Below are 22,498 nucleotides of genomic sequence, written 5' to 3'. Positions count from 1 at the left end.
GTGCCGGCCCGGATCGTCGTACTCGCCTCCGGCAGCGGCACCACCCTGCAGGCGATCCTCGACGATCCCCAGCTGCGCCCGAGCGTCGTGGCCGTCGGCACCGACCGGCCGGCGGTCGGCGCGCTCGAGCGGGCCCGAACCGCCGGGGTGCCGAGCTTCGTGGTGCCTTTCGCCGAGTTCTCCGACCGGGCGGAGTGGAATCGCGAGTTCGAGCGCGAGCTCGCCGACCTGGAACCGGATCTGGTCGTGCTCGCCGGCTTCATGCGCATCTTCGACGCGCAGCTCGTCGGCCGATTCGCGATGGTCAACACCCATCCGGCATTGCTGCCGTCCTTCCCGGGCGTGGGCATCCGAGCGGTCCGGGCCGCCCTGGCCACCGGCGTGAAGCTGACCGGCGTGACCGTCCATCGGGTCGACGAGGGCGTCGACACCGGCCCGATCATCGCCCAGGTGGCGGTACCCGTGTTCGACGGCGACGACGAGCACACCCTGTTCGACCGGATCAAGGCGGCCGAGAAGCCGCTCTACGTCTCCGCCCTGCGGAAACTCTGCGAGGAGCTCAACCAGTGACCCAGATCGCCGTCCGCCGCGCCCTGATCAGCGTGTACGACAAGGCGGGGCTCGACGACCTCGCGCGCGGCCTGCACGAGGCCGGCGTGGAGATCGTCTCCACCGGCTCGACCGCCGCCCGCATCCGCGACCTCGGCGTGCCGGTCACGCCGGTCGACGAGGTCACCGGCTTCCCCGAGATCATGGGCGGACGCGTCAAGACGCTGCACCCCCACGTACACGCCGGCCTGCTCGCCGACCAGGGCAACCCCGACCACGTGTCGACGATCGAGGATCTCGGCATCGCGCCGTTCCAGCTGGCCGTGGTGAACCTCTACCCCTTCGTCGACACCGTCGCGAGCGGCGCCGGTCCGGCCGAGGTCATCGAGCAGATCGACATCGGCGGCCCGGCCATGGTGCGCGCGAGCGCGAAGAACCACGGTTCGATCGCGGTCGTCACCGACCCGGCGCGCTACGCCGAGGTGCTGGACGCGGTGCGTTCCGGCGGCTTCGACCTCGCCGCCCGGCAGCGGCTCGCCGTCGCCGCGTTCCGGCACACGGCCGCCTACGACATCGCGGTCGCGTCGTGGCTCGGCAACGTCGTCGCGCCCGACGACGAGGTCGAGGGCACCTCCACCGGTTTCCCGGGCTGGATGGCCGCCGCGTGGGAGCGCGCCGCGGTGCTGCGCTACGGCGAGAACCCGCACCAGCGCGCGGCGCTGTACGTCTCGCCCGACGGCGGGGGCATCGCCGGCGCCGATCAGCTGCACGGCAAGGAGATGAGCTACAACAACTACCTCGACTCCGACGCCGCCTACCGCGCCGCCTACGACTTCACCGAGCCCTGCGTCGCGATCATCAAGCACGCCAACCCGTGCGGCATCGCCGTCGGCGCCGACATCGCCGAGGCGCACCGCAAGGCGCACGCCTGCGACCCGGTCAGCGCGTACGGCGGCGTGATCGCCACCAACCGTCCGGTCACGCTCGAGATGGCGACCCAGCTCGGCGACGTCTTCACCGAGGTGATCGTCGCCCCTGCCTTCGACGCCGATGCGCTCGAGACCCTCACCCGCAAGAAGAACCTGCGGCTGCTCGTCGCCGCCGAACGCAGCAACACCGGCCGCCTGGAACTGCGCCCGGTGTCCGGCGGCATCCTGCTGCAGGACGCCGACGGCATCGACGCGGCCGGCGACGACCCGAGCACCTGGACGCTCGCCGCCGGCGACGCGGCCGACGAGCCGACCCTGGCCGACCTCGCCTTCGCCTGGCGGGCGATCCGCGCGGTGAAGTCGAACGCGATCCTGCTCGCCAGCGGCGGCGCGACCGTCGGCGTCGGCATGGGCCAGGTCAACCGGGTCGACTCGTGCCGCCTCGCCGTCACCCGGGCGGGCGAGCGGGCCGCCGGCTCGGTCGCGGCGTCCGACGCGTTCTTCCCGTTCGCCGACGGCGCCCAGGTACTGATCGACGCCGGCGTCAAGGCCATCGTCGAGCCGGGCGGTTCGATCCGCGACGAGGACGTCATCGCCGCGGCGAAGGCCGCCGGCGTCACGCTCTACTTGACGGGTACCCGACACTTCGCTCACTAGCTGATCGATCCCGGGAGGTCGACGATGACATCGTGGGACGAGAGCGCCGACGAGCGCCTGAAGTTCACCGACTTCGTCGACGAGGGCGACGCCGGGGTCGAGGAGACCGACGCGCACGTCCAGCTGGCCACCGAGGTCGACCATCGAGGCCTGGATGCCACCGGCCAACGCTTCGAGCGGCTGATCTTCGAGCGGTGCCTGTTCGGCGATGCGGCCATGAGCCGGCTCCTGACCGTCGGCTGCTCGTTCGTGTCCTGCGACTTCACCCAGACCGATCTCTCGCACTCGCGGCACGCGCACTCGGCGTTCGTCAGCTGCGCCTTCCGCGAGACGGTGCTCACCGAGGCCTCGTTCAGCGAGTGCCGTTTCACCGGGTCGGTGTTCGCCGACATCGCGGCGCAGGGCATCCACATCGATGGCGGCGACTTCGGGGAGGCGGACCTGACCGACGCGGTGCTCACCGACCTCGACCTCTCCGGCGTGCGGTTCTGCGGCAGCAACCTCACCGGCGCGAACCTCAGCGGCAGCACCCTGTGCAACGCCGACCTGCGCGACGCCGTGGTGTCCGGGATCGACCTGCGCAATGCCGACCTGCGGGGCGCGGAACTCGGCGCGCTCGATCTGCGGTTCGTCGACCTGACCGGAGCCAAGATCGACGCCGAGCAGGCGCTGCACCTCGTCCGCGCCTTCGGCCTCGAGATCGGCTGACGCCGACTTGTGAGCAGCCTGAGTGAGAATCCCGTATGGTGCCGGTTCGACCGAAATCCGAGCTAATGACAGGAATGCGCACCGTGAGCTACGAACCCCCGACCAGCCCGCAGGGCACCTGGGCCCCGCCGCCGCCCTCCCAGTCGCCGTACCAGGCGCCGCCGCAGGTGCCGGCGAAGGTGCCGTCGGTCGCCTGGCTGATCCCGCTGGCCGCGCTGCTCGCCGTCATCGGCGCGGTCACCCCGTGGTTCGCGCCGGAGGGCTCGTTCCACGGCGAGCTCGTGGTGAAGGGCGACAACCTCTACTCGTGGAAGGACGGCAAGATCGGTCTGCTGCCGCCGATCCTGCTGCTGATCCTGGCCATCGGCGTCGTCGGGCTGCTGCTCGGTCGTAGCCCGGCCCGGTTCAGCAAGGGTTCGCACGGTCCGGTCACCTCGGCCGCCCGTTCGGCGCTCGTCATGGGCGTCGTCTCGCTCGTCGCGGTGATCGTCGCCTGGTTCCTGGTCACCTCGCAGTACCACTTCGCCGGCCCCGAGGGGCAGTCCTACAGCTGGGACTTCGTGACCGGCAAGGGCGTCGACATGTCGCGCAGCCCGCAGATCGGGTACTTCCTGACCATCGCCGCGGCTGTCCTCGCCCTCGTCGCCGGCGGCCTCATGCTCGCGACGAAGAAGGCGCCGACGCCGGCCGCGGGCGAGACGCCGACCTACGCGCCGCCGCCGGCCGACTACGGGCCGCCGGCCGGTCACTGATCCGGTAACCGGGGTCGCGGTCACCGCAGCCGGATGGAGCCGCCGCGGCAACGGCTGGCATCATCAGGCAACGTGACCGCGACCCTTCTGGACGGCAAGGCCACCCTGGCGGCCATCAAACGCGAACTCGCCGGGCGCGTGGCCGCCCTCGCCGAGCGAGGCGTGCAACCCGGGCTCGGCACCGTGCTGGTCGGCGACGACCCCGGCAGCCACTGGTACGTCAACGCGAAACACAAGGACTGCGCCGAGATCGGTGTCGCGTCGATCCGGCACGACCTGCCCGCCGGCACCACGCAGGCCGAGGTCGAGGCGGTCGTGCGTGGCCTCAACGCCGACCCGGCGTGCACGGCGTTCCTCGTCCAGCAACCGACCGGGTTGGACGAATTCGCCATCCTCTCCGCGGTCGACCCGGTGAAGGACGTCGACGGGCTGCACCCGACGAACCTCGGCTGGCTGGTGCTCGGCAAGCCGGCGCCGCTGCCCTGCACGCCGACCGGGATCATCGAACTGCTGCGGCGCCACGACGTCCCCATCGCCGGGGCGCACGTCGTGGTCGTCGGCCGCGGCATCACCGTCGGTCGCCCCCTCGCGCTGATGCTGACCCGGCGCTCGGAGAACGCGACCGTCACCGTCTGCCACACCGGCACCCGCGACCTCGCCGCCCACGTGCGCAGCGCCGACATCGTCGTCGCCGCCGCGGGCTCGCCGTCGCTCATCACCGCCGACATGGTGAAGCCCGGCGCGGCCGTCCTCGACGCCGGCGTGAGCCGGGTCGACGGCAAGATCGCCGGGGACGTCGCGGCCGAGGTCGCCGAGGTCGCCGGCTGGCTGAGCCCGAACCCGGGCGGGGTCGGGCCGATGACCCGCGCGATGCTGCTGACCAACGTCGTCGAAGCGGCGGAGCGCAGCCTCGAGACCCGGGCGTGACGTGCTGCGGCGGGCCCGGCACTGGATCGGCGAGCAGTTCGCCTTCCTGCTGATCCTCGCCGGTGTCGGCGCCGCGTTCCTCTACCTGTTGATCGCGGGTGGGCACTGGCGGCGGGGCACCGCGGCGATCTCGGTCGTCGTGCTCCTGGCCGGCCTGCTCCGGCTCACCCTGCCGACCCCCCGCGTGGGGCTGCTCGCCGTGCGCAACCGGTGGATCGACACCTTCTGCTACCTGGTGCTCGGTGGCCTGATCCTCGCCGTCGACCTCCGCCTGCACCGGTGAGCGCAGGCCGGGTTAGCCTGCGATGACAGGCTTCGACAGGCCGACAAGAGGAGATATTTCAATGTCCGACAATCGCCGCGGCAAGGTGACCGTAGTCGGAGCCGGGTTCTACGGCTCGACCACCGCGCAGCGCCTCGCCGAGTACGACGTGTTCGAGACGGTCGTCCTGACCGACATCGTCGAGGGCAAGCCCGAGGGCCTGGCGCTCGACCTCAACCAGTCGCGTCCGGTCGAGGGTTTCGAGACGACGGTCGTCGGCGCCACCACGACGCCTGACGGGGGCGGCTACGAGGCCACCGCCGGGTCGGACGTCGTCGTCATCACCGCCGGCCTGCCGCGCAAGCCGGGCATGAGCCGCATGGACCTCCTCGAGGTCAACGCCGGCATCGTCCGCGGCGTCGCCGAGAACATCGCGAAGCACTCGCCGAACGCCGTCATCATCATCGTGTCGAACCCGCTCGACGAGATGACCGCGCTCGCCCAGCTCGCCTCCGGCTTCCCCAAGAACCGCGTGTTCGGTCAGGCCGGTGTGCTCGACACCGCGCGCTTCACCAACAACGTGGCGACCACGCTCGGCGTGCCGGTCAAGTCGGTGCAGACGCTGACCCTCGGCTCGCACGGCGACACGATGGTGCCCGTGCCGTCGGCCTGTTTCGTGGACGGGAAGCCGCTGGCCGACGTCCTGGACGCCGACAAGATCGACGAGCTCGTCACCCGCACCCGCAACGGCGGGGCCGAGGTCGTGGCGCTGCTCAAGACCGGCTCGGCGTACTACGCGCCGTCGGCCGCTGCCGCCCGCATGGCCAAGGCCGTCATCGAGGACTCGGGCGAGGTCATCCCGGTCTGCGCCTGGGTGGACGGCGAGTACGGCATCAGCGGCGTGTACCTCGGCGTCGAGGCCGAGATCGGCCGCGAGGGCGTGAAGAAGGTCGTCGAGCGCGACCTCACCGAGTCCGAGCTCGCCGGGCTCAAGGAAGCCGCTGAGGCCGTCCGGGCCAAGCAGGCCGACGTCGCCGGTCTCTGATCGGTAACAGTTCTCCGCACGACCCGCGCCGCGGCGCCGAGTCCGATTCGTCGGGTCCTCGGGCCGCGGCGCGGTTCGTTGACTGGCCGGTAACCGAGGTCTATACACAGCCGGGATGGCGACGTGGCTCACACTCCGGTAACGCCGGTAGGCCCGCGCCGGAATCGGAGAACCAATGACAGCGGCATCAGTGGGGACGCCGGCCAAGCGGAGCATGTTCGACCGGGAACTGCACCACTACCCCAAGAACGCACAACGCTTCTTGTGCCTCGGCATCGTCGTGCTGGCGACGATCGTCCTGTACTACCAGTTCTATCTGGCCGGGGCGGTGGCGGCGGGCACCAACGGCAAGAACGGCATCCTCGTCGACTACCACATGTCGTTCGTCTACTACGTGAACATCGCGGTCATCGGCTACCTCTTCGGCGCCGCGGCCTCGTTCCTCACCGGCGCCGCCGACAAGTACGGCCGGGCCAACATCATCACGGTCGGCCTGTTCGTCGTGGCGCTGCTCTGCCTGTTCGGCATCCCGAACGCCGACAGCAAGCTGACCTTCGGCATCGTGTTCATCCTGATCGGCATGGTCGAGGGCGTCATCCTCGTCGCGACGCCGGCGCTGATCCGCGACTTCAGCCCGCAGCTCGGCCGCGCGTCGGCGATGGGTTTCTGGACGCTGGGCCCGGTGCTCGGCAGCCTCGTCGTCAGCATCCAGGTCAGCAACACCGCCAACACCTACCCCTGGAAGAACCAGTACGCGATCTCCGGCGTCGTGGGCCTCATCGTGGCCGCGCTGTCGGCGGTCTTCCTGCGCGAGCTCGCACCCGAGCTGCGCGACCAGGTTATGGTCAGCGAGCGCGACCGCGCCCTCGTCGAGGCCCGGGCCAAGGGCATCGACATCGAGGCCACGCTGAAGCACCCGTTCCGGCAGATGTGGAAGCCCGACATCATCGGCTCGGCCTTCGCCATCAGCGTCTTCCTGATCATCTACTACGTCGCCGTCGGGTTCTTCCCGGTGTACTTCCAGACGATCTTCGGTTTCACGCAGTCCAAGGCCAACTCGCTCGGCAACTGGAACTGGACGTTCAACGCCGTCGGCCTGCTCGTCGTCGGCATCATCTCCGACAAGGTGCGCGTACGTAAGCCGTTCATGATCGTCGGGGCGCTCGGCGCCATCGTCGTGACCTACATCTTCGCGACGAAGGCCACCCACCCCGACACCACCTACGGCACCTTCGTCGTGCTGCTCGTCCTGCTCAGCCTGTTCCTCGGCACGGCCTACGCGCCGTGGATGGCGAGCTTCACCGAGACGATCGAGAAGCGGAACCCGGCGTTGACCGCCACCGGTCTGGCCGTATGGGGCCTCGTCATCCGCCTCGTCATCGCCGTCTCCGTCTTCATCGTCCCGCACGTGATCAACACCGTCACGACGCTGGTCGAGAAGGGCGCCACCGTGCAGGCGTTCGCCGCGGGTAAGGATCCCAAGCTGACCGCCGACCAGAACGCCACGGTCAAGGCGGTCGCCGGGGACCCGACGATCGCGGTCAAGGCGCAGTCGCTGTCGGCGAAGTACGCCAAGGAACTGGCCACGGCGAAGAAGCTGTCGCCGGCGACGGCGGCTGCGCTGGCGCAGAACCCGACCGACCTCGCCACCGGCATCAAGGCCATCAGCGAGGTCACCGGCGTCTCGGTCGCGGACGTCACGAAGATCGCCACCCTCAACGCCCAGCACGGTCCGGCTCTGAAGGCGGTGCAGACCGTCGACCAGACCACGCTGGCCACGCTGCTCACCGACAAGACGAACACGGCCGCGCTGCAGAAGGCGGTCGGCGAGATGGTGCAGAAGGCGGGCCTCACCCAGGCGCAGGCGGTGGCCGACCTGCAGGAGGTGTCGGCCATCCCCGTGCCCGACCTGCTCGTGCTGAACACGAGTGGCCAGAAGGTGCTCGACGCGCAGGCCTCGCTCGTCGCGCTCGGCAAGGTGCCGGCGGCGGATCTCGGTTTCCTGACCAAGTACCAGGCGTTGGCCAACCCGGCCGTCGTCGCCGACCTCACCTACCTGCAGAAGAACGCACCGGCGGTGGTCAAGGCGGCGAAGGACTCACCGAAGCAGTGGCAGCACTACTTCTACATCGCCATCGGCGGCGAGATCGTGTTCATCCCGCTGATCTTCCTGCTCGCCGGCTTCTGGAGCCCGGCGAAGGCCCGCCGGGCCGAGGAGGAGCACGAGGCGATGGTCGACGCCGAGTTGGCCAAGCTGGGTCGCAGCGACGCGACCCCGATGGTCTGAGCCAGGGCGGCCGGGCGGCGCTGAACGCGCCGCCCGGTTCGCGCTCGGATCAGATCTTGTCGAGGACGGCGTCACGCAGCACGTCCAGGCCGACCGACCCGAGGTCGAGCGCGCGGCGGTGGAACGCGGCGAGGTCGAAGTCGTCGCCGGCGTGGGCCCGCGCGTCCTCGCGCAACTGCAGCCAGAGCCGCTCGCCGATCTTGTAGGACGGTGCCTGGCCGGGCCAGCCGAGATAGCGGTCGAGCTCGAAGCGCTGGCTCTTCTCGGGCATCGAGACGTAGCTGCGGAAGAACCGCCACGCCTTGTCGTAATCCCACGCGCCGCCACCGACCTCGGCCGGTGCCTCGAAGTCGCAGTGCACGCCGATGTCGAGCACGACGCGGGCCGCCCGCAGGGTCTGGCCGTCGAGCATGCCGAGGTAGTCCGCCGGATCGTCGAGGAAGCCGAGCTCGGCCATCAGGTTCTCGGCGTACAGCGCCCAGCCCTCGCCATGCCCGCTGATCCACGACGACAGCCGGCGCCAGCGGTTGAGCTCGGCCGAGCGCGAGACCGTCTGCGCCACCTGCAGGTGATGACCGGGCACGCCCTCGTGATAGACGGTGGTCAGCTCGCGCCACGTGCCGAACTCGGTGACGCCCTTCGGCACCGACCACCACATGCGGCCGGGCCGCGTGACGAGATCCTCGCTCGGGCCGGTGTAGTACATGCCGCCCGAGTGCGTCGGCGCGATGCGGCACTCGAGGGTGCGGATCGGCTCCGGGATGTCGAAGTGGGTGTCGGCCAGCGCCGCGACGGCGGCGTCGGACATCGTCTGCATCCACTGCTGCAGGGCGGCGGTGCCGCGGAGCATCCGGGCGGGGTCGGCGTCGAGCATCGCCTTGACCTCGGCGACGCTCGCGCCGGGCGTGATGCGCTCGGCCGTGCGGGCGCTCTCGCCGACGAGGCGGGCGAGTTCCTGCTGCCCCCACTCGTAGGTCTCGGCGAGGTCGACCCGGGCGCCGAGGAACGCCCGCGAGTGCAGCGCGTAGACCTCGCGGCCGACGGCGTCGCGCGCGGGCGCCAGCGGTGCGAGGTCGTCGCGCAGGTAGGCCTGCAGGCGGGCGTAGGCCGCGCTCGCGGCCGCGGCGCCCCGGGCCAGGTCCGCCCGCAGGGACGACGGCAGGTCGGTGCCGTCGTCCGGCGCCGCGCCGGCCGCGAAGGTCGCGAAGAAGCCGTCCGGGCCGATGTTGTCCTCGCACTGCACGATGCCCGCGGCGAGTTGGCGCCGCGCGCTCACCTGTCCGCTCGCGGCCGCTCGGCGCAACGCCACCACGTAGCCGTCGACCGCGGCCGGCACCGCGGCGAGGCGGGTGGCGATGGTGGCCCAGTGCTCGACCGTGAACGTCGGAGTCAGGTCGAAGACGTCGCGGATCGACTGCAGCGGCGACTCGATGACGTTGAGGTCGGCCTCCTCGGCGCCGGTCGCGCGCAACTCCTCGGCCACCTCGAGCGACTCGCGCAGGGCCGCGACGGTGATGCGATCGGTGGCATCGACGCACTCGGCGCCGGCCAGTTCGGTCAGCGTGCGGCGCCGCTCGGCCGACACGGCGGCTCGCCATTCGGGGGTGAAGTCGGGCAGCTCGGCGTCGTGGCCGGCGATGCCGGTGAGGGTCGCCTGGATCGGGTCGAGCCGGGCCATGACATCGACGTGGGTGTCGGCTATCCGGTCGACGTCGGTCGGGGTGCGGGCTGCGGTCATTCCCAGCACCCTAGGCATGCACCCCGACGCGCGGCAAGGTATCTTGATGTCAAGATAAATGGTCGGGGTGGCGCTCCGCTAGCGTCGCCCTGACCGCTCCGGACCATCTCCGACCAGCCCTAGGGACGTGGCATGAAGATCATCTACACGCACACCGACGAGGCGCCGGCGCTCGCGACTCAGTCGCTGCTGCCGATCGTCGAGGCGTTCGTCGCGCCGGCCGGCGTCGAGCTGGAGCTGCGCGACATCTCGCTCGCCGGCCGCATCCTGGCCCAGTTCCCCGACCGGCTCCGCGACGACCAGCGGATCTCCGACGACCTCGCCGAGCTCGGCGAGTTGGCCACGACGCCCGAGGCCAACATCATCAAGCTGCCGAACGTCAGCGCCTCGGTGCCGCAGCTCAAGGCGGCCATTGCCGAGCTGCGCGAGCAGGGCTTCGACCTGCCGGCCTACCCCGAGAACCCGAGCACCGACGACGAGCGCGAGACGCGCGCCCGCTACGGCAAGGTCATGGGCTCGGCGGTCAACCCGGTGCTGCGTGAGGGCAACTCCGACCGCCGCGCCCCGGCCTCGGTGAAGGCCTACGCCAAGAAGCACCCGCACTCGATGGGCGCCTGGTCGCAGGACTCGAAGTCGCACGTCGCGACGATGGACGACGGCGACTTCCGCTCGACCGAGAAGTCGGTGACGGTCGACGCCGCCGGGTCGGTGCGCATCGAGCACGTCGCGGCGAACGGCGACGTCACCGTGCTGAAGGAGAAGACCGCGCTGCTCGCCGGTGAGGTCATCGACGCCTCGGTCATGCGCAAGGCCGCGCTCGACGCGTTCCTCGCCGCCCAGGTCGCCGACGCGAAGGAGCGGGGCGTCCTGCTCTCCGTCCACCTCAAGGCGACGATGATGAAGGTCTCCGACCCCATCATCTTCGGCCACGCGGTGCGCGCCGTCGTCGGTCGCGTGTACGACGACTACGCCGACGTCAGCCCCAACGACGGCCTCGGCAGCCTGCTCAGCGCGCACCCCGAGGCGAAGGACGCGGTCGACGCCGCCATCGCGGCCGGGCCCGACGTCGCGATGGTCGACTCCGACCGCGGCATCACCAACTTCCACGTGCCGAGCGATGTCATCGTCGACGCCTCGATGCCGGCCGCGATCCGGACGTCGGGCCAGATGTGGAACGCCGCGGGCGAGCAGCAGGACACCAAGTTCGTCATTCCGGACTCGTCCTACGCCGCGCTCTACGCCGAGACCGTCGACCACTGCCGCGAGCACGGCGCATTCGACCCGGCGACGATGGGCACCACGCCCAACGTCGGGCTCATGGCCCAGAAGGCCGAGGAGTACGGCTCGCACGACAAGACCTTCGAGATCGCCGCGGCCGGCACGGTGCGCGTCGTCGACGAATCCGGCACGACGCTGCTCGAGCAGGCCGTCGAGGCCGGCGACATCTTCCGCATGTGCCAGACGAAGGACGCCCCGATCCAGAACTGGGTCGAGCTCGCCGTCGACCGCGCGCGGGCCAGCGGCATGCCGGCCGTGTTCTGGCTGGACGAGACGCGGGCGCACGACGCCGAGGTGCTCAAGAAGGTGCGTCCCGCGCTCGAGAAGCTCGACACCGACGGTCTGCAGATCGAGATCATGGACGTCGCCGCCGCGACCCGGTTCACCTTGGATCGCGCCCGCACCGGGCAGGACACCATCTCGGTGACCGGCAACGTGCTGCGCGACTACCTGACCGACCTCTTCCCGATCCTCGAGCTCGGCACCAGCGCCAAGATGCTCTCGATCGTGCCGCTGATGAACGGCGGCGGCCTGTTCGAGACCGGCGCCGGCGGCTCGGCTCCGAAGCACGTGCAGCAGTTCGTCAGGGAGAACCACCTGCGCTGGGACTCCCTCGGTGAGTTCCTCGCGCTCGCGGTGTCGCTCGAGATGCTGGCCGACAAGTCCGGCAACGCGAAGGCGAAGATCCTGGGCGAGACGCTCGACCGCGCGACCGGCACGTTCCTCGAGGAGAACAGGTCGCCCTCGCGGCGCGCGGGTGAGCTCGACAACCGGGGCAGCCACTTCTACCTGGCGCTGTACTGGGCCCGCGAGCTCGCCGCCCAGACCGAGGATGCCGAGCTGGCCGCCGCGTTCACTACGGTGGCCGAGACGCTCGCCGCCGACGAGGACACCATCGTGGCCGAGCTCAACGGCGTGCAGGGCGCTCCGGTCGACATCGGGGGCTACTACCACCCGGACGCCGCCAAGACGGCCGCCGCGATGCGCCCGAGCAAGACGCTCAACGCGGCGTTGACGGCACTCGTCGGCTGAATCCCCTACGTAGCAGCGAATCCGGCGTTCCGCCACTTGGAACGCCGGATTCGTTTTTCCCGTGACAAGGTGTCAAATTGTGACCCGCGCCACTAGGTAAGACCATGACATCTGGGTAACGTCCCGGTGACCGCCATGAGGCGGGACTTTGGTCGCTTGCAGTTGCGAGCGCCGGGACGGAGGCGGAATGCTCGCGTACGAACGACACGGGTCAGGTGACCCGTTGGTCCTCGTGCACGGCGTCACGCACCGCCGGCAGGCCTGGTACCCGGTGCTCGACCAGTTGGCCGAGCAGCGCGAGGTCATCCTCGTCGACCTCCCCGGCCACGGGCAGTCGGCCCCGCTCGTCACCGAGGGGCGCCCGGTGCAGCAGGTGCTCCGCGAGCAGTTCAAGCAGTTCCTCACCGACCAGCAGCTCGACCGCCCGCACGTGGCCGGCAACTCGCTCGGCGGCCTCGTCGCGCTGTACGCTGGGGCCGAGGGCGACGCCCGCAGCGTCACCGCGCTCTCGCCGGCCGGCTTCTGGCGCAACGGCCACGAGTTCCGCTACACCAAGCAGATCTTCCAGCGGGCCGCCACGATGAGCGAGCGGCTCGGCGACCGCGTCGAGCTGCTGGCCCGCACCCGCGGCGGCCGCAAGCTCATGTACGGCCTTCTGTGCGCCCACCCGGCCCGGGTCACGCCCGACCAGGCCGTAGGCGACATCCGCGCGTTCCGTTACGCCCGCCCCGCGCTGCGTACCCTGCTCGACGCCGCCGAGCCGTTCGACATGGAGATCCCGCTCGACGTGCCGGTCACCATCGCCTGGGCCGCCCGCGACCTCGTGCTGCCGCCCTGGCAGGCCGAGGCGGCGCGTCAGGCATTCCCGTTCGGCGAGCACATCACGATGCGCGGTGTGGGCCACGTGCCGATGACCGACGCCCCCGAGTTCGTCGCCAAGATCCTGCTCCGCGGCAGCGAGCCGGCCGCCTCCGTCGCCCCCATCACGGCCGCGCCGTCCACCGCGCCCGCGGTCCGGCGCACCGCCCGCGCCGCCACCGCCTGACCGCCCCCCCGACGTCCGTAGACTGGCACCCGTGGCCGGTGACACGCTGCTGAACATCGGCATCGTCCTGCTGCTGATCGTCATCGAAGGCGTCTTCGTGGCGGCCGAGATCGCCCTCGTCTCACTGCGCGAGAGCCAGGTGCGCGGGCTGGCCGAGATGGGGCGTCGCGGGGCCGCCGTCGCCAAGCTGGTGGCCGATCCCAACCGCTTCCTCGCCGCCGTCCAGATCGGCGTCACCTCGACCGCGCTGCTGTCGAGCGCCTTCGGTGCCGTCACGCTCTCCGCGGACGCGAAGAAGTACCTCATCGCGCACGGCTGGAGCGAGGGGCTGGCGGGCGCCACCGGCATCATCGGCGTCACGCTAATCATCTCCTTCGTCACCCTCGTGCTCGGCGAGCTCGCCCCGAAGCGGCTCGCGCTCGAGCGCAACGAGCAGGCCGCCGGCTTCTTCGCCGGCCCGCTCAACCGGATCGCCGGCTTCTTCCGCCCGATCATCTGGCTGCTGTCGAAGTCGACGAACCTGGTCGTCCGCCTCCTCGGCGGCGACCCCGACGCCCTGCGCCAGCCGATCAGCGAGGAGGAACTGCGCGGCCTCGTCGCCGCGCACGAATCGCTGTCGAAGGACGAGCGCACCATGATCGACGACGTCTTCGCCGCCGGTGAGCGGGCGATCGGCGACGTCATGGTGCCGCGCACCGAGGTCACCTTCCTCGACGGGACGATGACGATCAACAAGGCGGCCAGGGTGGCCGGCGACTCGCCGCACTCGCGCTACCCCGTCGTCGGGCGCGGTCACGACGACGTGCTCGGCTTCGTGCACATCCGCGACCTCATGCTGCCGGCGCTGCGCCACGACCGCGATCGCACCGTGGCCAGCGTCGCTCGCGAGGTGAAGGCGATGCCGGGCAGCAAGCACGTGCTGGCCGCGATGTCGGAGATGCGCCGCGAGGGACACCACATGGCCATCGTCGTCGACGAGTACGGCGGCACCGACGGCATCGTCACCCTCGAGGACCTCATCGAGGAGGTCATCGGCGACATCCGCGACGAGTACGACGAGGACACGGGGGAGGCGAGGCGGCTCTCCGGCGGCGAGGTCGAGGTCGACGGCAAGCTGAATCTGGACGAGATCGCCGAGATCTCCGGGGTCGAACTTCCGGAGGGTCCGTACGCGACCGTCGGCGGTTACGTGATGGCCGCACTCGGGCGGATGCCCGGCCTGGGCGACGTCGTCGAGCACGACGGCGTCCGCATCACGGTCGTGCGCATCGAGGGCCGCCGGGTGGCCCGGGTACGGCTGACGCCGCCGCCCGAGGAGACCGACGGCGCGGAGCCGCGCGACGAGGCGCACGCCGGCTGATCCGCACCCCACCGTCGGGGGGTGGCGCAGCGTGGAACAATCGTCGAATCATGGCTCCAACCGCGCAGCGGCAGCGAGTGCTGTCCGGAATCCAGCCCACCTCGGCGTCCTATCACCTGGGCAACTATCTCGGCGCGCTGCGGCAATGGGTCGCGCTGCAGGACGAGCACGAGGTCTTCTACTTCCTCGCCGACCTGCACGCGCTGACGGCCGAGACGCCGGATCCCGCGGTGCTGACCGACCGCAGCCGGCGGGCCGCGGCCCAGCTGATCGCGGCCGGCGTCGATCCCGAGCGCAGCGCGATCTTCCTGCAGAGCCACGTGCCCGGTCACACGCAGCTGTCGTGGATCCTCGAGTGCCTGACCGGCTTCGGTGAGGCCGGCCGGATGACCCAGTTCAAGGACAAGTCGGCGCGCGGCGGCGCCGATCGCGTCAGCGTCGGGCTGTTCACCTACCCGATCCTGCAGGCCGCCGACATCCTGATCTACCAGGCGAACTACGTGCCGGTCGGGGCCGACCAGCGCCAGCACATCGAGTTGACGCGCAACCTCGCCCAGCGCTTCAACAGCCGCTACGGCGACACCTTCGTCGTGCCCGACGCCTTCATCCCGAAGGAGTCGGCCAAGATCCTCGACCTGCAGGACCCCACGTCGAAGATGAGCAAGTCGCTGCCGCCGGCGGGCACGATCGACCTGCTCGACGACCCGGCGGTGACGGCCAAGAAGATCAAGCGCGCGGTCACCGACACCGAGACCGAGATCCGCTACGACCCGGAGCACAAGCCCGGGGTGTCGAACCTGCTGGCCATCCTGGCGGCGGTCACCGACCAGTCGGTGGCCGCGGTCGAGGCCGGGCTGTCCGGTCAGGGCTACGGCGCTCTGAAGGTAGCCGTGGCCGACGCGGTCGTCGCCTTCGCCGAGCCGTTCGGCAAGCGGGTGAACGAGGTGCTCGACGACCCCGCCGAGCTCGATCGCGTCCTCGCGCGCGGTGCCGAGCGCGCCCGTCCGGTCGCGCAGCAGACCGTGGAGACCGTCTTCGCGAAGGTCGGGTTCGTGCCGCCGGCCGCGACGGCATGAGCAGCGACGACGTGATGGTCGGGGTCGCCGTCGCGATCCCGCCTCCGCACGCGACCGTGCTGTCGAAGTGGCGCAAGCAGGTCGGTGACCCGGTGGCCGATCTCGTCTGGCCGCACGTGACGCTGCTGCCGCCCACGCCCGTGCCGGCCGACTCGCTCGACCTCGTCGAGAAGCACCTCGCCGCGGCGGCCGCGGCGAGCGAGCCGTTCGTCATGCACCTGGCCGGCACCGGCACCTTCCGTCCGACCTCGCCGGTGGTGTTCATCCAGATCGCGACCGGGGTGTCGCAGTGCGAGCAGCTCGAGTCGGCCATCCGCCGCGGGCCGCTCGACCGCGTCCTCGACTTCCCGTACCACCCGCACGTCACGGTGGCCCAGGACATCGACGCGGCCGCGCTCGACGAGGCCTACGACGGGCTGTCGGGCTTCGTGGCCCGCTTCGCCGTCGACAGCTTCCAGCTCTTCTCCCGCGACGCGGACGGACGCTGGACCCCGGGCACCCGATTCCCGCTCGGCGGAGCGGGTACACCTACTGCGTGACCGAGGGCCGGGTTCAGACACTGCGCACGCGAGCCGCTGATCGGTGGGCCGCGGCGAAGCGGCGGCATGCGTGGCTGCGGCACGTCGTCGGCGCCTGGGCGCACATGCAGCGCAACAACGGCAGCCAGTACGCCGCCGCGATCACGTACTTCAGCTTCCTGGCGCTGTTCCCGCTGCTGCTGCTCGCCGTCTCGGTCACCGGGTTCGTGCTGCACTCGCACCCGGCGCTGGAGGCGGACTTCTTCCGTCAGGTCTCGGCCAAGGTGCCGGGGTCCTTCGGGTCGACGCTGCGCGATGCCCTGCAGACCGCGATCGACAAGCGAGCCGGGGTCGGCATAGTCGGGTTCGTGGGGGTGCTGCTCAGCGGTCTGGGGTGGATCGCGAACCTGCGCGCCGCCGTGGACGCCGTGTGGGGGCGGCCGGAACGGCAGCGCAGCTTCATCGGTGCCCGCGTCGCGAACCTGCTCGTGCTCGCCGGACTCGGGCTCGGGCTGGTCGTGTCGCTCGGGCTGACCGTCGCCGGCACCGCGCTGACCGAGCAGATCCTGCGCGCGGCCGGACTCGATCACGTCTTCGGGGTCGGCCTGGTGCTCAAGGTGCTCGGCATCGGTCTGGCGATCGCCGGCGACATGCTGATCTTCTGGTGGGTGCTGATCAAACTGTCCGACGCCCACCCGCCGGAGCGAGTGGCGTGGAAGGGCGCTCTGCTCGCCGCCGTCGGGTTCGAGGTGCTGAAGGTCGTCGGCACGTACACGATCGCGCACACCGCCAATTCGCCCACGGCCGGCCCGTTCGCCGGCATCCTCGCCGTCCTGATCTGGATCCAGCTCGTGGCCCGGTTCCTGCTCTTCGCCTGCGCGTGGACGGCGACCGTTGCCGCGGAGGCGCAGGGTGCCGCTGCGAGCATCGGGCCGATCGAGGCGTTGGAGGGCGAGCCGGCCGAGGAACCGCGGCCGCTGCCCGCGGTGAGCCCGGCGGCGGTCGGTGTGACGCTCGTCGGGGTCGGTGCGCTCGCCGGTGCGGCCGCGGCGTGGGCCGTGACCCGTCCGCGTCCCGAACCCGACTGACGGCTACGGCGTCGCGGGCCAGAGCTGTCGGCCCGGGCTCACTGGGCGCGCAGGTGGCGGGCGGTGAACGCGGTGGCGCCGCCGAGCAGCGCGACGACGAGCACGATCACGAGCACGGTCGGCACGCCGCCGGTGTCGCGGGTCAGCTTCCGGGCGGCGACATCGGCGTGCACCCGCGCCCTGGCCGCGCTCGAGCTCGGCCTGGGGGCGGGGGGCCCGGCCGGCGTCACGAGCCGGCCGACCGGGGCGGTGCCGGTCGGGAGCGCGGCGGCCCACTTCACCAGCTTGGTGGCCTGCACCCACTGGTCGTCGGGCCAGCGCTGGGCCCGCATCAGTACGACGCCGTAGCGGTGGCCGCCGCGCTCGATCGCCCCGACGAAGGTGTGCTGGGCGGCGTCGGTGTATCCGGTCTTCGCGACGAGCGCGCCCCGGACCTGCGTCAGGAACTGCTCGTTCTGGTTCCACAGCGGCACCGGCGCGACGTCGCCGGCTTTCTGCGCCGGCAGGTAGGTGTGGGCGACGCGGTCGTAGGCGATGAACCGGGGCTGGGCGAGCGCGGCGCGCAGCACCAGCATCATGTCGTAGGCGCTGGTGAGCTGGCTCCAGCCGTCCAGGCCGGAGGGCGTCTGCACGAGGGTGTCGTAGGCGCCGAGGTTCGTCGCGGTGCGATTCATCAGGGCGACGGTGCGGGCGCGGCCGCCGGCGGCCTGGGCGAGGGCCTCGGCGCAGTCGTTGCCCGACACGAGCAGCAGGCCGCGGAAGATCTGGTCGATCGTGTAGTTGCCGCCCGGCACGAGGCCGGCGTGCGAGCCCTCGGTCTCGGCCGCCGACCGGCTGACGGTGACGCGCTTCGTCCCGGGCAGGAGCGGCAGCAGCGTGACGGTCGTCAGCAGCTTCTGGATGCTGGCCGGCTGGTAGCGGCCGTGCGCGTCGCGGGCGGCGATGACCGCGCCGGTGTCGAGGTTCGCGACGACGAAGGACTTGGCGGTGAGGTCGTCGGGCAGGGCGGGCGCGTGGGGCGGTAGCACGTCGCGGCGCGACAGCAGCCGCGCGCCGCCGACGGCTTCCCCGTGCGGCCCGATGCCGCCGCGCGGCGGGTGGGGATCGGGCGCGGCGGGGGAGTTGCCGCTGTCGGTCGGGGTCGGCGCGGGCGGCGGGACGATGTGGGTCGGGGTGGCCGAGGCGGTGCCGATCAGCGCGGACGGCGCGAGGCAGGTCAGGAGCGTGGCCAGGGCCGCCGTCGTCCGCTTCGCTCGCATTCGGACGAGGATAGGTGCGGCGTCACTTCACGCCCACCCGACATGCCGGACTGTGATGAGGCCGTCGGATACTGGAGCCGTGGTCGTTTCGAAGCGCGTCTCCTGGTTCCTGATCGCGTTCGGTGTCTGGTCCTGGATCATCTGGCCGAAGTTCTTGAAGAACATCTGGGCCGACAAGCGCTCGTGGCATCACGGCATGACCGCCTTCTTCGGCGTGCACCTCGTGCTGGTCATCGTGTCGCTCGTCCTGGGCACCGCCATCGGCGCCCTCGGAGTGCGAGCGCTCCGACGCGAGTCGCGCTGAGGTCGCACCTCGATACCTCACGGCGACCCCTGAAACCCGGCCGCGTCGACGAGAGAATCTCCGTCGGCCCGGCGAAATGATCACCGGATTCCCTCAGGTCCACGGCTGCGCGTCCGATTGAACAGCGAACCGTGTCAGAGGGGACATTTGTGATCACGCAGAACGAGTTCTCGTTGCGCCGACTGAGCTTGTCCAGTCTGGTGTGGTTCGGCACGGTGATCGCCGGCTGGGCCCTGCTGCTCGTCGGCGTCGTCGAGGTCGTCACCACGCCGGGCGTGGAGATGGTCGCGCCGCTGGTGATGACCGCCGTCCTGCTCGTGCTGCTCGAACTCCTGCCCCTCATCCAGGGCCGCGGCCACGACCCGCAGGGCGTGGTCATGTCGACCGCGTTCACCTGCGCCCTCGTCATCATGTGGGGCATCTGGCCGGCGGTGCTGCTGGTGGGCATCGCCTCGCTGGCCGCCGATCTGCGGGCCAAGAAGGCGTGGTGGAAGACCGTCTTCAACCCGGCGCAGTACGCGCTGTCGGTCGGCGCCGGCTTCCTCGTGATCCTCTCCTTTGCCGACCGGGTGCCGACGCTGGCCCACCCGATGACCCAGTTCGCCCTCGCTGACATGACCTGGGTCGTCGGCACGTGGGTCGCCTACTACGTCATCAACCTGCTGCTCGTTGCCGGTGTCGTGTCCTGGATGGGGACGTTCCGCAGCATGGTCGTCGACGACTTCTGGCACGTGACGGCGATGACCTTCGCCGTGATGGCGCTGTCGCCGCTGCTCGTCGTCGTCGCGCAGACCACCTGGTCGCTGCTGCCGCTGCTGCTGATCCCGCTCCTGCTGCTCTACGTGACGGCGCAGATGTCGCTGGCCCGCGAGCACGCGGCCGGGCACGACGTCCTCACCGGCCTGCCCAACCGGGCCACCTTCCAGTTCGAGCTCGACTCGGCCTTCGAGCGCTCGACCCGCGGCTCGGCGTCCTTCGGGCTGATGCTCATCGACCTCGACGACTTCAAGCGGGTCAACGACACCCTCGGCCACCAGATCGGCGACGCGCTGCTCGTCCGCTTCGCCGAGCGCCTGCAGCAGGGCGTCCGACCCCTCGACCACGTCGCCCGCCTCGGCGGCGACGAGTTCGCCGTCCTCGTGTTCGACGCCGACGAGGACGAGGTGCGCTCGGTCGCCGAACGCATCCGCGAGACGGTCCTCGACCCGATCGTGCTCGACGGGCTGTCGCTCGACATCGACCTGTCCGTCGGCATCGCCATGAGCCCCGACCACGGGCTGGACGGCACGGTGCTGCTGCAGCGCGCCGACGTCGCCATGTACGTGGCCAAGGAGGCTCGCACCGGCATCGAGATCTACTCGCCCGAGCGGGACATGAACTCGACCGACCGGCTCGGCCTGCTGAGCGAGCTGCGCCAGGCGCTCGACGACGACGTGCTCGAGCTGCACTACCAGCCCAAGGTCAGCCCCGAGACGGGCGCGCTCATGGGCGTCGAGGCGCTGCTGCGCTGGAAGCACCCGGTGCGCGGCCACATCCCGCCGGACGCGTTCATCCCGCTCGCCGAGGGCTCGGGCATCATGCCGCTGCTCACCGAGCGGGTCATCGGCCTGGCCCTGACCCAGATGGCGCGCTGGCGCGACGCCGGGCTGCACGTCCCCGTCGCGGTGAACATCGCGCCGACCGACCTGGCCGGCGACCGGCTCAGCGACCTCATCGAGACCAGCCTGCGCGAGCTCGACCTGCCGGCGGCGATGCTCAAGCTCGAGATCACCGAGCGGATCATCACGCACGACCTCGAGGACGCCAAGGAGACCCTGCAGAAGCTGCGGGCCATGGGCGTCACCATCAGCCTCGACGACTTCGGCACCGAGTACTCCTCCCTGCAGCGGCTGAGCTCGCTGCCGGTCGACGAGATCAAGATCGACCGCGCCTTCGTGTCGCGGCTGAGCGACGGGCGGCGGGCCGTCGGTATCGTCCGCGCGCTCGTCGACCTCGCCCACGCCCTCGACATCCCGGCCATCGCCGAGGGCGTCGAGACAGCCGAGGAGCAGAGCCTGGTCACGGCGCTCGGCTGCGACGGCGTGCAGGGCTGGCACGTGGCCACGCCCATGTCGGCCGAGCCGGCGACCCAGTGGCTGCGCGAGCACCAGGCGGTCAGCCGGCTGCGGGCCAGCGGGCTGGCCTACGAGGCGGCCGGGACCCCCGTCGCCGAACCGGCGTCGTCCGACCTGGCGGGCGGTCTCCCGGCCGACCGGCACGCGGTCCGACTGCACCGCGGCAGCACGAAGGCGCGGCCCGTCCCGCTCGAGCAGGACGCGTCCAGCGCCTGATCCGTTACCACACCTCCCTTCGGCAACGATCAGGTCAAGACGCGCGATGATCCCCGGGCAGGGGTTCTGCCCGTCACCCGGCTGGCATACGGTGTCCCGCAGAATCCGAGTGGCGGCAGCTTGCCGAGAATCGAAGGGATGATCGCCTTGCGCGTAATTCGTACTGGAGTGGTCGTGGCCGCGTGTGCCGCGACCGCGCTGAGCATGGCTGCCTGTGGCAGCAAGGCCAAGAGCGGCGGCTCCTCGACATCGGCCGGCGGCACGTCGGCGACCTCGTCGGCGTCCGCACCCGCGACGACCTCATCGAGCGCAGCCGCCGGTGGCGCGCTCAACGCCTGCATGGTGCTCGACACCGGTGGTGTCGATGACAAGTCCTTCAACCAGTCGTCCTACGCCGGCCTGCAGGCCGCCGCGCAGGCGAATCCGAAGATCAAGATCTCCTACGTGCCGTCCAACTCGGGCAACGACTACACCCCGAACCTGACGGCCGAGACCCAGAAGGGCTGCCAGGCGATCGTCGCCGTCGGTGGCCTGATGTTCGACAACGTCACCAAGGTGGCCAAGGCGAACCCGAAGTCGCACTACGCCGAGGTCGACGCCGGGTCGTCGGGCCCGAACGTCTACGGCCTGCAGTTCAACACCGCGCAGGGCGCGTTCCTCGGTGGCTATCTCGCCGCCGGCATGACCAAGACCGGCTCGGTCGCCACGTGGGGCGGTCTCAACATCCCGCCGGTGACGATCTACATGGACGGCTTCTGGGAGGGCGTGCAGTACTACAACGCCCAGAACAAGAAGAAGGTCCAGGTCCTGGGCTGGGACGAGAAGTCGCCGAAGAAGGGCACCTTCTCGCAGTCCTTCACCGACCAGAACAAGGGCAAGCAGATCAGCCAGACGTTCATCCAGCAAGGCGCCGACATCATCTTCCCGGTGGCCGGCGGCGCGGGCGTCGGTGCGGCCACGGCCGCGCAGGCCTCCGGCGGCAAGGCGAACGCGATCTGGGTCGACACCGACGGCTGCGTCTCGGTCGCCCAGTACTGCAAGTACTTCCTCACCAGCGTCACCAAGAACCTCGCCGACTCGGTGCAGAAGTACGTCGAGGCGGCGGCGACGGGCACGTTCCCGACCGGCTCCTACATCGGTAACCTGTCGAACAACGGGACCGGCCTCGCGCCGTTCCACGACTTCGACGCCAAGGTGCCGGCCAGCCTGAAGAGCCAGCTGGACACCGTGAAGCAGGACATCATCAGCGGCAAGATCAAGATCACCTCGCCGAGTCAGCCCAAGTAGCTGACGGCACGCGCGGGCGAGTGGGGCCGATCCGGCCCCACTCGCCGTCGCGTCGAAAGGGGCAGAC

General features: G+C 70.7%; 19 protein-coding genes. 17 read left to right on the top strand and 2 right to left on the bottom strand.

From position 1 onward, the window contains the following. From purN to VGN18_RS05410, 8 genes are all read left to right on the top strand, one after another. Nucleotides 1–570, top strand: coding sequence for a phosphoribosylglycinamide formyltransferase (purN, locus tag VGN18_RS05445; protein WP_327538635.1), 570 nt, complete (start codon nucleotides 1–3; stop codon nucleotides 568–570). Continuing rightward, nucleotides 567–2,135 carry a bifunctional phosphoribosylaminoimidazolecarboxamide formyltransferase/IMP cyclohydrolase gene (gene purH / locus VGN18_RS05440; RefSeq protein ID WP_327538634.1) on the top strand — a complete coding sequence of 523 codons (1,569 nt, stop codon included), beginning with the start codon at nucleotides 567–569 and terminating at the stop codon, nucleotides 2,133–2,135. The genes purN and purH overlap by 4 nt, the downstream gene beginning before the upstream one ends. Before the next feature lie 24 nt (nucleotides 2,136–2,159). Continuing rightward, complete coding sequence (locus VGN18_RS05435; protein ID WP_327538633.1) at nucleotides 2,160–2,843, top strand: pentapeptide repeat-containing protein; 684 nt, start codon at nucleotides 2,160–2,162, stop codon at nucleotides 2,841–2,843. Between the two features lie 83 nt (nucleotides 2,844–2,926). Beyond that, nucleotides 2,927–3,595 (top strand): hypothetical protein, encoded by a 669-nt coding sequence (locus VGN18_RS05430; RefSeq protein WP_327538632.1) that lies wholly within the window; start codon nucleotides 2,927–2,929, stop codon nucleotides 3,593–3,595. Between the two features lie 72 nt (nucleotides 3,596–3,667). Beyond that, nucleotides 3,668–4,522 carry a bifunctional methylenetetrahydrofolate dehydrogenase/methenyltetrahydrofolate cyclohydrolase gene (locus VGN18_RS05425; protein ID WP_327538631.1) on the top strand — a complete coding sequence of 285 codons (855 nt, stop codon included), beginning with the start codon at nucleotides 3,668–3,670 and terminating at the stop codon, nucleotides 4,520–4,522. Nucleotide 4,523: 1 nt separating this feature from the next. Beyond that, a complete protein-coding gene (locus tag VGN18_RS05420) occupies nucleotides 4,524–4,805 on the top strand; it encodes a DUF3017 domain-containing protein (protein ID WP_327538630.1) in 282 nt (93 codons plus the stop codon). A gap of 61 nt (nucleotides 4,806–4,866) precedes the next feature. Further along, a complete protein-coding gene (gene mdh, locus VGN18_RS05415; RefSeq protein ID WP_327538629.1) occupies nucleotides 4,867–5,829 on the top strand; it encodes a malate dehydrogenase in 963 nt (320 codons plus the stop codon). A gap of 175 nt (nucleotides 5,830–6,004) precedes the next feature. After that, a complete protein-coding gene (locus VGN18_RS05410) occupies nucleotides 6,005–8,116 on the top strand; it encodes an MFS transporter (RefSeq protein ID WP_327538628.1) in 2,112 nt (703 codons plus the stop codon). Between the two features lie 49 nt (nucleotides 8,117–8,165). On the opposite strand, the gene VGN18_RS05405 is transcribed toward VGN18_RS05410, so the two are convergent. After that, nucleotides 8,166–9,854, bottom strand: a complete 1,689-nt coding sequence (locus VGN18_RS05405; protein ID WP_327538627.1) for a DUF885 domain-containing protein — start codon at nucleotides 9,852–9,854, stop codon at nucleotides 8,166–8,168. A 132-nt stretch (nucleotides 9,855–9,986) separates the two neighbouring features. Here VGN18_RS05405 and VGN18_RS05400 point away from each other — a divergent pair, with 132 nt between their 5' ends. The 6 genes from VGN18_RS05400 (at nucleotide 9,987) to VGN18_RS05375 (ending at nucleotide 17,251) form a co-directional block, all read left to right on the top strand. Next, a complete protein-coding gene (locus VGN18_RS05400; protein WP_327538626.1) occupies nucleotides 9,987–12,164 on the top strand; it encodes an NADP-dependent isocitrate dehydrogenase in 2,178 nt (725 codons plus the stop codon). Nucleotides 12,165–12,396: 232 nt separating this feature from the next. Continuing rightward, the gene (locus VGN18_RS05395; RefSeq protein WP_327538686.1) at nucleotides 12,397–13,209 is read left to right on the top strand and encodes an alpha/beta fold hydrolase; all 813 of its coding nucleotides are present in this window, start codon (nucleotides 12,397–12,399) and stop codon (nucleotides 13,207–13,209) included. Between the two features lie 31 nt (nucleotides 13,210–13,240). Then, a complete protein-coding gene (locus tag VGN18_RS05390) occupies nucleotides 13,241–14,569 on the top strand; it encodes a hemolysin family protein (RefSeq protein WP_327538625.1) in 1,329 nt (442 codons plus the stop codon). A 50-nt stretch (nucleotides 14,570–14,619) separates the two neighbouring features. After that, a complete protein-coding gene (trpS, locus tag VGN18_RS05385) occupies nucleotides 14,620–15,645 on the top strand; it encodes a tryptophan--tRNA ligase (protein ID WP_327538624.1) in 1,026 nt (341 codons plus the stop codon). Beyond that, nucleotides 15,642–16,184 (top strand): 2'-5' RNA ligase family protein, encoded by a 543-nt coding sequence (locus VGN18_RS05380; RefSeq protein ID WP_327538623.1) that lies wholly within the window; start codon nucleotides 15,642–15,644, stop codon nucleotides 16,182–16,184. The genes trpS and VGN18_RS05380 overlap by 4 nt, the downstream gene beginning before the upstream one ends. Next, the gene (locus VGN18_RS05375) at nucleotides 16,181–17,251 is read left to right on the top strand and encodes a YhjD/YihY/BrkB family envelope integrity protein (RefSeq protein WP_327538622.1); all 1,071 of its coding nucleotides are present in this window, start codon (nucleotides 16,181–16,183) and stop codon (nucleotides 17,249–17,251) included. Before VGN18_RS05380 ends, VGN18_RS05375 begins: the two co-directional genes overlap by 4 nt. A gap of 38 nt (nucleotides 17,252–17,289) precedes the next feature. Here the strand turns inward: VGN18_RS05375 and VGN18_RS05370 are convergent, their stop codons facing one another. Further along, nucleotides 17,290–18,510 (bottom strand): hypothetical protein, encoded by a 1,221-nt coding sequence (locus tag VGN18_RS05370; RefSeq protein WP_327538621.1) that lies wholly within the window; start codon nucleotides 18,508–18,510, stop codon nucleotides 17,290–17,292. Between the two features lie 79 nt (nucleotides 18,511–18,589). Between VGN18_RS05370 and VGN18_RS05365 the strand changes: the two genes are divergently transcribed. The 3 genes from VGN18_RS05365 to VGN18_RS05355 all read left to right on the top strand — a co-directional run bounded on the left by VGN18_RS05365 (nucleotide 18,590) and on the right by VGN18_RS05355 (nucleotide 22,431). After that, the gene (locus VGN18_RS05365; RefSeq protein ID WP_327538620.1) at nucleotides 18,590–18,814 is read left to right on the top strand and encodes an SCO4848 family membrane protein; all 225 of its coding nucleotides are present in this window, start codon (nucleotides 18,590–18,592) and stop codon (nucleotides 18,812–18,814) included. 149 nt (nucleotides 18,815–18,963) lie between these two features. Continuing rightward, nucleotides 18,964–21,144, top strand: a complete 2,181-nt coding sequence (locus VGN18_RS05360; protein ID WP_327538619.1) for a putative bifunctional diguanylate cyclase/phosphodiesterase — start codon at nucleotides 18,964–18,966, stop codon at nucleotides 21,142–21,144. Nucleotides 21,145–21,282: 138 nt separating this feature from the next. Continuing rightward, entirely contained in the window at nucleotides 21,283–22,431 is a 1,149-nt protein-coding gene (locus VGN18_RS05355) for a BMP family ABC transporter substrate-binding protein (RefSeq protein WP_327538618.1), read from the top strand. Nucleotides 22,432–22,498: the final 67 nt, after the last annotated feature.

Source organism: Jatrophihabitans sp., from assembly GCF_036000465.1.
In the GTDB taxonomy this organism is placed as follows: domain Bacteria; phylum Actinomycetota; class Actinomycetes; order Mycobacteriales; family Jatrophihabitantaceae; genus Jatrophihabitans.
Note: the sequence above shows the minus strand (reverse complement) of the source record. Positions and strands in the feature narration are given on the sequence as shown.

What these genes read in the sequence shown, in the direction of transcription:
- VGN18_RS05435 (WP_327538633.1), top strand. Translation starts at nt 2,160, where the DNA reads ATGACATCGTGGGACGAGAGCGCCGACGAGCGCCTGAAGTTCACCGAC.
- mdh (WP_327538629.1), top strand. Translation starts at nt 4,867, where the DNA reads ATGTCCGACAATCGCCGCGGCAAGGTGACCGTAGTCGGAGCCGGGTTC.
- VGN18_RS05410 (WP_327538628.1), top strand. Translation starts at nt 6,005, where the DNA reads ATGACAGCGGCATCAGTGGGGACGCCGGCCAAGCGGAGCATGTTCGAC.
- VGN18_RS05405 (WP_327538627.1), bottom strand. Translation starts at nt 9,854, where the DNA reads ATGACCGCAGCCCGCACCCCGACCGACGTCGACCGGATAGCCGACACC.
- VGN18_RS05400 (WP_327538626.1), top strand. Translation starts at nt 9,987, where the DNA reads ATGAAGATCATCTACACGCACACCGACGAGGCGCCGGCGCTCGCGACT.
- trpS (WP_327538624.1), top strand. Translation starts at nt 14,620, where the DNA reads ATGGCTCCAACCGCGCAGCGGCAGCGAGTGCTGTCCGGAATCCAGCCC.
- VGN18_RS05380 (WP_327538623.1), top strand. Translation starts at nt 15,642, where the DNA reads ATGAGCAGCGACGACGTGATGGTCGGGGTCGCCGTCGCGATCCCGCCT.
- VGN18_RS05370 (WP_327538621.1), bottom strand. Translation starts at nt 18,510, where the DNA reads ATGCGAGCGAAGCGGACGACGGCGGCCCTGGCCACGCTCCTGACCTGC.
- VGN18_RS05355 (WP_327538618.1), top strand. Translation starts at nt 21,283, where the DNA reads ATGATCGCCTTGCGCGTAATTCGTACTGGAGTGGTCGTGGCCGCGTGT.